The organism is Cyclobacterium sediminis, assembly GCF_054781075.1.
In genome coordinates, this window is sequence record NZ_BAAGVC010000007.1 from 392,121 (window position 1) to 404,076 (window position 11,956).

Consider the following 11,956-nt stretch of genomic DNA (forward strand, 5'->3'; position numbering starts at 1 on the left):
AGTAAGCTTCCCTAAAAATGATGTGATAGCTATTCTATAATCCGAGTTAAGAGGGCAAATAAAAAATCCACTGCTGTTAAAGGGCAGTGGAATTGATTTTATTTGCCAAAGCTTTTATCTTGACCTTTTTCTGTTGGCAAAGAAAGCTTGTTTTTTACGTTGTTTTTCCTTGTTAAATTCTTTTTTTTCTGAAGCCGTCATTGGTTTATCTGTCTGGGGGAATGGGTTATTGTCCACCGTGGAGATCTTCTGACTGATCAATTTTTCTATCAATTTAACATAGGCATTTTCTTCCGGCTCACAAAGAGAGATAGCGGTCCCCGACTCTCCTGCTCTTCCTGATCTTCCGATCCTGTGTACATATGTTTCCGGATCCTCAGGGACATCGTAGTTGATTACATATTGTAATTTGTCGATGTCTATCCCTCGAGCGGCAATGTCTGTGGCCACCAAAACACGAATCGCGCCATCTTTAAACTGGGTCAATACTTTTTGTCGGTGATTTTGCGCTTTATTGCCATGAATGGCTGCAGCCTGAATGTTTTTGCTTTTGAGGTTTCGGGTAATCTTGTCTGCCCCATGTTTGGTTCTAGAGAAAAGCAAAACCTGGTCGATTTCTTTGTTTTCCAAAATGTGGAAAAGCAAGTCCTTCTTTGAGCTTTTATTGGTGTAATAAACCTTTTGTTTGACTGTTTCTGCGGCAGAAGAAACCGGGTTAACTTCGATTTTAATCGGGTCCGTAAGAATTTTTCCTGCCAAAGAAACAATATTGTCCGGCATAGTAGCTGAGAAAAATAGTGATTGGCGCTTTTTTGGCAATAACTTCAGTAACTTTTTGATGTCATTAATAAAGCCCATGTCCAGCATACGATCTGCCTCATCAAGGACAAAGATTTTGATTTGATCCAATTTTATAAATCCCTGATTGATAAGGTCTAGTAATCTGCCCGGAGTTGCCACCAAGATATCCACTCCTCGCCTAAGTTCGTTTACTTGGGCCCCTTGTTTGACTCCTCCAAATATTACAGCATGTCTTAGCTTGGTGTATTTTCCATAATGGGCTATATTTTCATCAATTTGAATGGCCAATTCTCGGGTTGGGGTTACTATCAAGGATTGGATGGCTAATTTACCTTTATGATTGTTTTTCTCTGTGTGAAGTAACTGAATGATAGGAAGTGAGAAGGCCGCAGTTTTTCCGGTACCTGTTTGGGCACTTCCCAGAATGTCTCGCTTGGCCAGTATTTTAGGGATGGCCTGGGCCTGTATGGCTGTTGGTTCTTTGTAATTTCTTTCCTGAAGTGCCTTCAGGATTGGCGTTATAAGATCTAATTGTTCGAATGTCATGCTTTTTCATTTATGCGGCAATGTATGCCTGTGCTTTGCACCTCACGTATTATGTGTTGTAGTGCAAATTAAAATTTTTGCCTATCCGGCTGATATTAACCTATATAATTATATTGGGTTTTAAATTGCTAGAATTAAGATTGAAGGAGATATAACCCGAAATGGCTTGATTAATTGACAAATTCGCTTTGAATTCTGCAAAGGTTACCCTGATGGAGTATCACCAAAACCATTCATCGTGGATGTTCAATAGATAATCTAAATACCAAGAAAATCAGGCTATCAATTCACCTGAATTACTTGAATTCAAAAACAATAAGTTTAAACGCAATTGTATATAGGAGTTGATAAAGTTTGTAAAGGTAGGTAGATTTATTGGATTGGAAGTGCCTTACACCAATTTTTAATCAATCGCAAATTTTGTATATAATATTATAAGGCCTATTATTTTACTTTATGGCTTGGTCTGCCCTAAGTAATTTTGTTTTAGTTGTCCGTTTTTTAGCTCCCTGCCATTTAATTCACAAATGTGAGGCTTTACTATCTTTTGTTTTATATCTATAATTCAAAGAACTTTAAGTAAGGGAGAAAGGTTTTAAGAAAATAAATTTCTATGAAATGCAAAAGGAGAAACTTCTACTTTGGACCTTGGCGGCCATCAATTTTACCCATATAGTGGATTTTATGATTTTAATGCCATTGGGTCCTCAGTTGATGCGAATATTTCATATATCTCCACAAGAATTTGGTTTATTGGTTTCATCCTACACTTTAAGTGCAGGGGTAAGTAGCTTTTTTGGTGCTTTTATCCTAGACAAATATGATCGGAGAAGTATACTGATGTGGGTGTTTTTAGGCTTTTTGGTAGGGACTTTGGCTTGTGCATTGTCTCCCAACTATCCTTTTTTGTTATTTTCGAGAATTCTTTCCGGACTATTTGGAGGTTTAACTTCAGCATTAATTTTTGCAATTATAGGAGATACCATACCTGACCAAAGAAGAGGTAGAGCAATGGGCTTGGTAATGGCAGCTTTCTCAGTGGCATCGGTAGTAGGCGTTCCTTTTGGTCTTTTTATTGCCAGCATGTCCAATTGGCACGCTCCATTTTTCTTTTTGGCTTTACTTGCCACGATAATACTAGGGCTTATTTATAAATTCGTTCCCTCTATCTCCGTGCCTAAAAGTGAAGGAAATTTAAAGCCAAATCCCCTTCAAGTGATCCGGAGAGTCGCCAACAATGGCAACCAAATGCGAGCCATTTCCTTAACGGTAATGATGATGTTAGGGCAGTTTATGGTGATTCCTTTTTTGAGCCCATTTATGGTAGCCAATGTAGGCTTTTCTGAAATCCAATTGACTTATATCTATATGGCAGGGGGTTTTTTTACGGTTTTTACTTCTCCATGGGTGGGGAGGTTAACAGACAAATATGGGAAAGTCCCCATTTTCACCATTTTTATGAGCTTAAATGTTATTCCAATTGGCATAATTACGCATTTGGGAACCACACCCATTGTACTTGCTTTGCTGGTTTCAACCTTGTTTTTTGTTACTTCTAATGGGCGGATGGTTCCTGCTGCAGCGCTTATCACCGGTACTGCCAAGGCTGAAAACCGAGGAAGCTTTCTTAGTTTCAATTCAGCTGTTCAACAATTAAGTTCCGGTTTAGCTTCTTTTATAGGAGGCCTTATTTTAGTGGAAGGCACAGATGGAAAACTTTTGAATTTTGAGTACATTGGTTATATCGCTATAGTAATTAGCCTATTATGTATACCATTGATTAGAAGAATAAAAGTTGTGGATTTGGTGCCGGCGAAGTAAAAAAATATTAGTTAATAATTTGGTTTATTTTTAAATACGTGATTTAATTTTTGTTTTTGTTAAGAAATCAAGAATTTTATTTTACTTTTGTTTTGAGGGTAACAGCGATTCTTTTTATATAACCCGAATAACAGATCACCAATAATTCTAAATTTTAAAATGAAAAGTGGATTTTTCTACAGGTTTTCAGGACTCTTTCTGAATACCATGAATAGTATTGCACCAGAGCAAGGAGGAAAGTTGGGTTTCAAGTATTTTTGCTCCCCGATTCGTACCAAAATAAGTAAAAAACAAATTGACTTTCTTCGAACCGCGAAGGAGTCGAATATTCTTTTTAAAGGGAATAAGATTCGACAATATCAATGGGGAAATGGACCGAAGAAAATATTATTCATTCATGGTTGGCAGAGCTTTTCCTTTAGATGGAAGGAATACATTGAGGTGCTTTTGGGAACTAATGATTATACAATATTGGCCTATGATGCACCAGCACATGGACAAAGCCAAGGTAGACGCTTTACGGTACCTGAAAATGCTGCTTTAATCAATCAAATATTAAAAGATGTTGGAGAAGTGGAGGCGGTGGTCACCCATTCTATTGGTAGCTTTTCTTTTTTTTATGCCTTTGCTAAGTATAAGCTACCACCTGTAAAGAAACTTGTCGCTTTGTCAACTCCGGGAAGTGCCATAGAGTTTATTGGGTATTACAAGCAAGTATTGGGACTTAAGTTGCACACGATAAAAAATATTACGGCTGAATTTGAAGCCTTTATTCAAGAAGATTTAAACAAAGTTAACTTGCCTAACTTGGTTAAAAATTTGACCATTCCCGGACTTATTATTCATGACCAAAAAGATGGGTTGACAGATTTTAGTAATGCCCGGCTGCTTCATCAGCATTGGCCACAATCGGAATTAATAACGACCACCGGTTTAGGTCATCGGTTACGTTCTCCGGAGGTGATTCATGCAGTGGTTGATTTTATCAAAGAATAGCATTTACGGCATTTAAACCCAAAATCCCGGCCGCGGGTAATTGTTACTCACGACCGGGAAAATCAAACACAAATAATCCAAGAATTATTAATTCAGCTTAAACCGAATTGGTAGATTTATTTTAACATTTACATCCTTTCCTTTTTGTTTCCCCGGGGTCCAATCGGGTGAATTTTTTATTACCCTTAGTGCCTCTGCATCAAGATCCGGATCCACACTTTTTATTACAGTGGGGTTAATTAATTTCCCTTCTTTGTTTATTATGAATTGCAAGTAAACTGTTCCTTCTAATTTTTGATCTCTGGCAGATTGAGGATATTTAAGATTTTGGCTTAAATACTTGTTCCATCCTTGCATACCTTCATAAGGGACCGGCATGTCTTCAACAATTTCAAAAATCGCATTTGGAATTGCTTGTTCGGTTATTGTTTCAGCTTTCGGGATTTCTACTTCCACGATTTCATCCTTTTGTTCACATGAAACCAATGCTAAGAGGCATAAAAATAACGGTAATGCCAAAGCATAAAGCCCTTTGGTTATTCTTTTTGATTTGGGTTGTGTCATCATGGTTAATCTTTTTTTGATTTGAAATTTATTAAAATTATGTGCCAACTGATTTACACTTTTTGGTCTTCCTAAATGAATTAGCAGCAAGGCGTATTCTTCGACCGGGTAGTTAGCGGTCATTTTATTATCTACCTGATACTCATGGATCACCTCTAATTCCGTTTCGTACAAAAGATAAATGGGGTAAAACCAAAAGATAATTTTCACCAATTGCAGCAGTAACTTGTCTATGCTGTGTCTGAAATCAGCGTGAGCTGCTTCATGATCTATTATCCAATCCACTTTGTTTCTTAACTGAAGTGAACCTTGAGGCAAAAAGATCAAGTGAAAAAAGGAAGAAGGCTCAAAAGAGGCATGTTCCAATAGGGTGTATTTACCCTTATGAGAGGTTTTTGCTTTTTTTGCCGAGCGTATTAAGGAGCGGATACCTATTATAAATTTGGTAAGTGGAAAAAGCATTCCCACAAAGTAAAGGCCTACCAAAATGCTGCTCAGGGAAAGTGACATGAAAAAATTTGCATCTTGATTTGAACCGTCAAATTCAAAAGTTGGCAATTGAAAAAAGTAAGTTTCATTGGCCAAATTTATGCTGTTTATACCTTCAAAATCCAAAATAGGGAGAACCAGTGCCATGATTATTGCCCACAGCAAATAAGCCCTGTTCCATGCAAAGAAGGTGTTTTTTTCAAAGACGGCCTTGTAAAACAACCAAGGAATGGTCAAACAAACAGCTCCTTCCCATAGGTAATTGATAAGGCTTGTCATGATGATTTCTTTTTATAATTTTCAACAATTTTTTCCAGCTCCCGGATGTCGCATTCAGTTAGCTTTTCTTCTTTCACCATAAAAGACAAAACATTTTTCGCAGACCCATCGAAGTAGTTTTTTACCATCTGATTAAAACTGCTATGTTGGTAAGTCTTTTTGCTTATCAAAGGAAAATATTCATGTGTATTTCCATAAGTTTTGTGATCTAGGTATTCTTTTTTTTCCAATTGCTTGATGATTGAGGCCAATGTGGTGTAAGGAGGCCTGGGCTCAGGTAATTCATTCAATACATCCCTTATCAATGCCTTTTGCAGTTTCCAGATGATTCGCATGACCTGCTCCTCATTGTTTGTTAGTGCTTCCATAATGTAAACTTAAAAAATAAAAATTAGTTAAACTATTAAAATTACGTATCTCTACGAGGTTAACGTATTTTATTTAAGAGATTAGTGTTCTGTGTGAATTTCTCTATATAAGGAAACCTAATTTCCGAAGATGTAATTATCTAGATTTAGAATCGGCTCAATATAATTTTAACAAAAAAATGAACTTTAATTCTACTAATACGCCGTTTGTAATAAATATTTGGTAATTAAATAATATTTTTCTAATATTATGTCTTTATTTTCAGCGAGCCTACTTTTTAACAATGAATAACAGCAAATCCAATAACTTTAGTTTAGAGTTTGAAGGCAAACGATTTTTAATCGTTGACGATGATCCTATTATCAGAATGGTAATGAAGTCAATGTTGAAAAATTGGGATCACATTATAATTGATATGGCTAGTGACGGAAAGCAAGCTTTGGAACTAATCAAGCAATCTTATTATGATTTAGTTATCATGGATCTTCAAATGCCGGTATTGAGTGGTTATCAAACGGCAGAAGCAATAAGGAGCGGAGCATGTGGCGAATTACGAAAAAATACTCCCTTGTTGGCTGTAACCGCAGACCTTTCCGACATGGCCAAAACGAAATCATCACAAATGAACTATGTATTGATCAAGCCTTTTGATCTTGAAAAGCTTGAGACAGCCATTCTTCATTGTTTGAGGCCGGGTGAGCAGCTAAACAAACAAGCCAATTAGTTCATCTCATTATTGAACTTAGGTAGTTTTTACCAATGTATTTGGTATTGATTTTTATTTAATGGCTTGATTTTAACAGTCCTTGGTTATCTTTGACGATTCATTGTCTATCAGATCCAAACCTTTGCATTCATGAGGATAGCCCTGTACTTTCTTGCCCTTTGTTTTATCATTTTAGGCCAAGCATGTAATCCCAATGACAAAAAAAGTCAAAAGGAGGACCCTACCAACCCAAAGGAGGAAGTGAAAAAGGAGGCTTTACAAGACCCTCTGGATAAGCCTGCAGAAATGCTTGCCAAAACATATTGTACCGGATGTCATTTGTACCCAGATCCCAGTCAGTTGGATAAAACTACCTGGAAAACAATTCTCCCACGAATGGGTCATTTTTTTGGTATCTATGAATCAGACAGCAGCAGGGAAAATCTTTTGGAGGGAGGACGAGCCGGTGCAATTGTAGAAAGAAATAATGTTTTCCCAAAGTCTCCCACAATAGACACTTTGATCTTTGACAAAATCAAAGCTTATTATTTGGAGAAGGCTCCTGACAAATTGCCGGAAACTGAAGTCAAAGAAATTAAAACCGGCTTAAATAACTTTAAACTCCATCGCCCGCCCAATAAGACTAAGAACCCAATGCATTTAATGGTGAAAATCATAGGCCCTGATCGCTGGTACATTAGTGATGCAGGTAGGTCTTCCTTTTCCATCATGAACAATCAATTTAAAGTGCAGAAAACAGCTTCGAGCCCGGAAGGGACAGTATGGGTGCATAAAGGGGAACTGTATTCCTATGCTTTGGTAATCGGTACATTTAACCCTACAGACATGGATCTGGGTTTTGTAATGCGCTTGCCAAATGCCGCCGGAGAGGTAACAAAAATTGTGGCCAAAGATTTACAAAGACCCGTACATATGGACATGGGAGATCTTGATGGGGATGGATTGGAAGATATGGTCATTGCTGAATACGGGAAAAATACCGGAAGCCTGGGCTGGTGGAAGCAAGGTCCTACTGGAAATTTTCAAAAGTTTATTTTAAGGAATAAGCCGGGAGCTACCAAAGCATATATCCGTGACTTGAACAATGATGGATTAAAAGATATCATCGCGCTTTTTGGCCAGGGAGATGAGGGTATTTTTATATACCATAATCAAGGAAATGGCAATTTTGCAGAGGAACCGGTATTAAGGTTTCCTCCAACATATGGATCTAGTTATTTTGATTTATACGATTTTAATGGAGATGGGATAGAGGATATTATTTATACTGCCGGAGATAATGCAGATTATGATCCAATACTCAAGCCCTATCATGGGATCAGGGTTTATATCAATGATGGAACAAACCATTTTAAAGAATCATTTTTTTATCCGCTTAATGGGGCCTACAAAGCCATTCCTTCAGATTTTGATAAGGATGGGGACGTCGATATTGCGGCAATCAGTTTTTTTCCGGATTATGAAAGAAGTCCTGAGGAGAGTTTTGTTTACCTTGAGAATAAAGGAGACCTGAATTTTGATTCTTTCACCTTTTCCGGTAGTGCAGACGGACGATGGATGGCTATGGATGCTGGAGATATGGATGGGGATGGCGACCTTGACATCCTTCTTGGTTCAATGATATTTGGTACGGATTATAGCAGATTTTTTGAAAAATGGTCAGATGGCACCCTACCTTTTGCTTGGCTTGAAAATACAAGTTCCAATTGACCCCAAAATCTGATGGCTTTACCATTACAGCTCCTATTGGCTTGCTGAGAAATTTATGCTTCTTTACACTTGGCTTAAGCCTGATTGGCTTTTGTTCTTAGTTGTTTTCCTTTTTATAGGCCTCTTCATAAGGTGACCAAATTTCATATATGGGATCGCCCTTTGAACTCAAGCCACTGTGGTGCCATTTTCCGTCAATTACCTTGTAATCAAACTCTAATTGAGCACCAACCCGACTGTCATCTTTGGAAAAGAATGTGATTTTTTCAATGTATTTCCCATCTTTGGCTTCATATTCACCTCCACCGGTGCCACTAAATGCTTTTGTTTCAGAATTAAAGGCAATCCACTGAAATCGCCCTCCACTTAAAATCTTAACGGTTCTTCTCGCTCCCGGAGACATTTCAGCTATCTTATCTCCACGTTTCCTTCCGGTAATTACCCAATTTCTTGTCAGCTCGTCTTTTTCCTGGGATACCCTCTCCCAAATTTCGATCAGGTCTTCCCCTTTTATCTTGGTGGAAATGACTAATCGATCATTGGCAAAGTCCAATGTGTATTTATTGGTAGTCCCTATTTGATCTGGATCCAGGGTTAGGAAGTCGAGGTGTTCCTCGTAAACATTTCCATTCAAGTCGTATTCCCCTCCTCCGGCATAGAGAAACTTGTCTCCTTTTATTTCTTTTGCCCCAAAGGCAAAATAACCATCCTGGTATATTTTTATAAATTCTTGGTCGGTAATGGCAACACCATTTTGATGGGTTAAAATCCAAGAACCCTCCAGTTCTTGTGAAAAAACCGTGGTACAAATGGCAAAACAAATAAATAAAAGAATTGATTTCATAACTCAGGCTCCATTGTTAAACTTAAATTTAATTATTTATTAAAACATTATCACAAGGCAAGGCTGAAAATCCTTCTCATTCAAGCACTTTTTGATTAATAATTTAGGAGTTTTAATGTTTTATTGTTTGAAAGGCTCGTTATTTAGACAATAGGATTTAAAGAAAGAGAAATTAGCCTAAAATATGCGCTTTGTCATTGCCTAATTTAATTCTAAATGGCTACGAGCGAGAAAATTCCTGTTTTATTTTCGTGTTCTGGCTGGTTTTTTGGTAGATGTTCCTGATATTTAATTGATAGTGATGTTGAAATACACTTTAGCACTTGTACTCACAGGTTTAATGTTGATTGGAAGCTATTCTTGGTCTTATGGACAGAGTTATGGCACCAGCGCAGGATTGAGATTGGGAAATAATGATCAAGGACGCATGTTGGGTTTTACCGTCCAGCAACGACTCACAAAAAGACTGACCCTAGAGGGGATTGTCCAGTCAGATTTTGGGTACAATACCACCATCCATGCCCTATTGGAAAGACACCGGCCACTACTATCCAAGCGGCTAAACTATTATTACGGGGCTGGGGCTGCTGTAGGAATAGAGGAAAGTCGGCAGAAAGTAAGCGAGAGCATGCAAATAATCCGTACCTACGGCAACAAAACCCTAGGGGTTGATTTTATTGGTGGTGTAGAGCTTACTTTGCTAGGGATAAATTTCTCTGTAGATTATAAACCCAATATCAATATTGTTGGTAGGCAACCTTGGTATAGTGGACAAGTGGGGATCTCAGTGAGATCGGTCCTGGTGAAGGGGAAAAAGCAAAATAAGAAAAGACGACAGAAAGCCAGAAGAAAAAGAAAAAGCAATTCAGATGGTTTTTTCCATAATTTGATTGACGCTATTAAAAACAATAAACCATGAAAAAATCAATACTAATATTTTTTGCTGCTTTTATATTGCTACCTTTTCAGTGTCTATTTGCACAATCAGCTGTGAAAATTGCGGTGGTGGGCCTTACTCATTCCCATGTTCACTGGATACTGGGCAGGGAAGATGTGGGGGATGTGGAGATTGTAGGAATAGTGGAACCAAATAAAGATTTGGCCAATCGCTTGATGTCTCAACATGGTTTAGACAAGCAATTGCTTTATCCGGATATGGAGTCACTTTTTGCAGCTGTTAAGCCTGAAGCTGTCACGGCATTTGGTTCCATTTATGAGCATTTAGAGGTAGTGCAGGCTTGCGCTCCCCGAGGAATACATGTTATGGTAGAGAAGCCTTTGGCGGTCAGCATGGAACATGCCAAAGAGATGGCAGATTTGGCCAGAAAATATCAGATCCATTTATTGACCAATTACGAAACAACCTGGTATGCAAGTAACCATGAACTAAAAAAGCGACTGAAAGCAGAGGAAATAGGTCCTGTTAGAAGGGTAATTGTCAATGATGGGCATGAAGGACCCATGGAGATTGGTGTCAATCAGGAATTTTTGGATTGGCTCACAGATCCTGTTTTGAATGGAGGGGGAGCTGTCATTGATTTTGGATGCTATGGCGCCAATTTGATGACTTGGTTAATGGATGGGGTAAAACCCATATCGGTTACCGCTGAGTTAAAACAGATCAAACCTGATATTTATCCCAAGGTGGATGATGAAGCAACCATTCTATTAGAATATCCCAAAGCCCAAGGGGTAATACAGGCTTCCTGGAACTGGCCTTTTAGCAGAAAAGACATGGAAGTATATGGAAAGACGGGGTATATGGTAGCTAAAAACAGTACAAGTTTGTTGAGCAGATCTGAAGGACAAAAACAAGAAAAGGCAGAGACCCTGTCCAAAAGAACCAATCCATACAATGACCCTTTTGCATATTTAGCAGCTGTGGTGAGAGGGGAAATTCAAGTAACTGCTAAAGATCTATCCTCTTTAGAAAACAATTTGGTGGTGGTAGAAATTTTAGATGCAGCCAAGGAAAGTGCAAAAAAAGGAAAGCGTATATACCTTAAATAAAAAAGTAAGCCCAAATTTGCTTTAGGTGACGGGGTTATTTCCGGAGATTGCTTTTACCTCTTGGAGGTGTCTAAGCCGGTAAGCAAGGATGGCATTTTTCCCGAGCATCTGGCTCAGTTTATAATTGGCAATTGCCCCTATTCCTGCACCGATCACCGGTATCATTTGAGCCAGTTTGGCAAGGTCCATAAAATCTCGGTACTCTAGTTGAAATTGTCTCCAGTCAAAGTCATCCAAATTGTCGGGTAAAGTTTGAGAGAAGCTGTTCCAATTTTCAAGGATACCTATGGTTTCATTTCGCGTTTTCTGCGTAGAAAAGCTAAGCTTAAAAATATAAAGTACAAACAATCTCTCTCTCAGGTCTTTGGTGTCGTGGCCAAAAGCTGCCGCTATATTGAATAGCATTTTCATTTTAATGGCCAAAAAGGCTGGGAGATCGGCGAAACCCATCAATATACCTCCGGCTCCTGTAATGGCTCCCTCCACAGAGGCCGTTCTTGTATAGGTTTTAATGCTTTTTCTGGCCTTAAATTCCTTATACCGAAGCGAAGCTTGGGGCAAGGGTTTCGGGGCAATAAATTGGTTGCCAAAGAGCACCCCTTTTACCATTTTTTCAATGGCGTAAGTGATGGCTTGATGAATTTTATCCGGTATAATTTTATTGATAGACCTTTGGGTGCCGCTGGTCATCCGGTTGAGGATGGAAGGGCTTTGATGTTGCTTTTCCAACCAAGCTTTGAGCTCTTTTTGGGCAATGGCTTCATACTGCTGGTCGATGTATTCTTTATTGATTGACATGT

At 38.4% G+C, this 11,956-nt stretch carries 11 protein-coding genes; 6 read left to right on the forward strand and 5 right to left on the reverse strand.

Annotated features, from left to right (window positions below; all coding sequences use genetic code 11):
* Positions 1 to 114 precede the first annotated feature (114 nt).
* Positions 115 to 1,347, reverse strand: coding sequence for a DEAD/DEAH box helicase (locus tag ACYVHJ_RS10360; RefSeq protein WP_460514477.1), 1,233 nt, complete (start codon positions 1,345 to 1,347; stop codon positions 115 to 117).
* Between the two features lie 618 nt (positions 1,348 to 1,965).
* On the opposite strand from ACYVHJ_RS10360, the gene ACYVHJ_RS10365 reads away from it, so the two are divergent.
* Positions 1,966 to 3,168, forward strand: coding sequence for an MFS transporter (locus tag ACYVHJ_RS10365; RefSeq protein ID WP_460514479.1), 1,203 nt, complete (start codon positions 1,966 to 1,968; stop codon positions 3,166 to 3,168).
* A gap of 159 nt (positions 3,169 to 3,327) precedes the next feature.
* The gene (locus ACYVHJ_RS10370; RefSeq protein ID WP_339902044.1) at positions 3,328 to 4,164 is read left to right on the forward strand and encodes an alpha/beta fold hydrolase; all 837 of its coding nucleotides are present in this window, start codon (positions 3,328 to 3,330) and stop codon (positions 4,162 to 4,164) included.
* A gap of 87 nt (positions 4,165 to 4,251) precedes the next feature.
* Here ACYVHJ_RS10370 and ACYVHJ_RS10375 read toward each other — a convergent pair whose 3' ends face one another.
* Complete coding sequence (locus ACYVHJ_RS10375; protein ID WP_460514481.1) at positions 4,252 to 5,496, reverse strand: TonB family protein; 1,245 nt, start codon at positions 5,494 to 5,496, stop codon at positions 4,252 to 4,254.
* Positions 5,493 to 5,864: a BlaI/MecI/CopY family transcriptional regulator gene (locus ACYVHJ_RS10380; protein WP_460514483.1), complete on the reverse strand. Its 372-nt coding sequence runs from the start codon at positions 5,862 to 5,864 to the stop codon at positions 5,493 to 5,495. The genes ACYVHJ_RS10375 and ACYVHJ_RS10380 overlap by 4 nt, the downstream gene beginning before the upstream one ends.
* A gap of 284 nt (positions 5,865 to 6,148) precedes the next feature.
* On the opposite strand from ACYVHJ_RS10380, the gene ACYVHJ_RS10385 reads away from it, so the two are divergent.
* Both ACYVHJ_RS10385 and ACYVHJ_RS10390 read left to right on the forward strand, forming a co-directional pair.
* Positions 6,149 to 6,589 carry a response regulator gene (locus ACYVHJ_RS10385; protein WP_460514485.1) on the forward strand — a complete coding sequence of 147 codons (441 nt, stop codon included), beginning with the start codon at positions 6,149 to 6,151 and terminating at the stop codon, positions 6,587 to 6,589.
* A gap of 132 nt (positions 6,590 to 6,721) precedes the next feature.
* Entirely contained in the window at positions 6,722 to 8,302 is a 1,581-nt protein-coding gene (locus ACYVHJ_RS10390; protein WP_460514487.1) for an FG-GAP repeat domain-containing protein, read from the forward strand.
* 97 nt (positions 8,303 to 8,399) lie between these two features.
* On the opposite strand, the gene ACYVHJ_RS10395 is transcribed toward ACYVHJ_RS10390, so the two are convergent.
* Entirely contained in the window at positions 8,400 to 9,146 is a 747-nt protein-coding gene (locus tag ACYVHJ_RS10395; RefSeq protein ID WP_460514489.1) for a hypothetical protein, read from the reverse strand.
* 301 nt (positions 9,147 to 9,447) lie between these two features.
* Between ACYVHJ_RS10395 and ACYVHJ_RS10400 the strand changes: the two genes are divergently transcribed.
* Together ACYVHJ_RS10400 and ACYVHJ_RS10405 are read left to right on the forward strand one after the other, a co-directional pair.
* Entirely contained in the window at positions 9,448 to 10,065 is a 618-nt protein-coding gene (locus tag ACYVHJ_RS10400) for a hypothetical protein (protein WP_460514491.1), read from the forward strand.
* Entirely contained in the window at positions 10,062 to 11,156 is a 1,095-nt protein-coding gene (locus ACYVHJ_RS10405) for a Gfo/Idh/MocA family protein (protein WP_460514493.1), read from the forward strand. The genes ACYVHJ_RS10400 and ACYVHJ_RS10405 overlap by 4 nt, the downstream gene beginning before the upstream one ends.
* A 21-nt stretch (positions 11,157 to 11,177) precedes the next feature.
* Here the strand turns inward: ACYVHJ_RS10405 and ACYVHJ_RS10410 are convergent, their stop codons facing one another.
* Positions 11,178 to 11,954, reverse strand: coding sequence for an EcsC family protein (locus ACYVHJ_RS10410; protein WP_339902036.1), 777 nt, complete (start codon positions 11,952 to 11,954; stop codon positions 11,178 to 11,180).
* Positions 11,955 to 11,956: the final 2 nt, after the last annotated feature.

Coding starts and splice junctions, on each gene's coding strand:
- ACYVHJ_RS10360 (WP_460514477.1), bottom strand. CDS start 1,347: ATGACATTCGAACAATTAGATCTTATAACGCCAATCCTGAAGGCACTT.
- ACYVHJ_RS10365 (WP_460514479.1), top strand. CDS start 1,966: ATGCAAAAGGAGAAACTTCTACTTTGGACCTTGGCGGCCATCAATTTT.
- ACYVHJ_RS10370 (WP_339902044.1), top strand. CDS start 3,328: ATGAAAAGTGGATTTTTCTACAGGTTTTCAGGACTCTTTCTGAATACC.
- ACYVHJ_RS10375 (WP_460514481.1), bottom strand. CDS start 5,496: ATGACAAGCCTTATCAATTACCTATGGGAAGGAGCTGTTTGTTTGACC.
- ACYVHJ_RS10380 (WP_460514483.1), bottom strand. CDS start 5,864: ATGGAAGCACTAACAAACAATGAGGAGCAGGTCATGCGAATCATCTGG.
- ACYVHJ_RS10385 (WP_460514485.1), top strand. CDS start 6,149: ATGAATAACAGCAAATCCAATAACTTTAGTTTAGAGTTTGAAGGCAAA.
- ACYVHJ_RS10390 (WP_460514487.1), top strand. CDS start 6,722: ATGAGGATAGCCCTGTACTTTCTTGCCCTTTGTTTTATCATTTTAGGC.
- ACYVHJ_RS10395 (WP_460514489.1), bottom strand. CDS start 9,146: ATGAAATCAATTCTTTTATTTATTTGTTTTGCCATTTGTACCACGGTT.
- ACYVHJ_RS10400 (WP_460514491.1), top strand. CDS start 9,448: ATGTTGAAATACACTTTAGCACTTGTACTCACAGGTTTAATGTTGATT.
- ACYVHJ_RS10405 (WP_460514493.1), top strand. CDS start 10,062: ATGAAAAAATCAATACTAATATTTTTTGCTGCTTTTATATTGCTACCT.
- ACYVHJ_RS10410 (WP_339902036.1), bottom strand. CDS start 11,954: ATGTCAATCAATAAAGAATACATCGACCAGCAGTATGAAGCCATTGCC.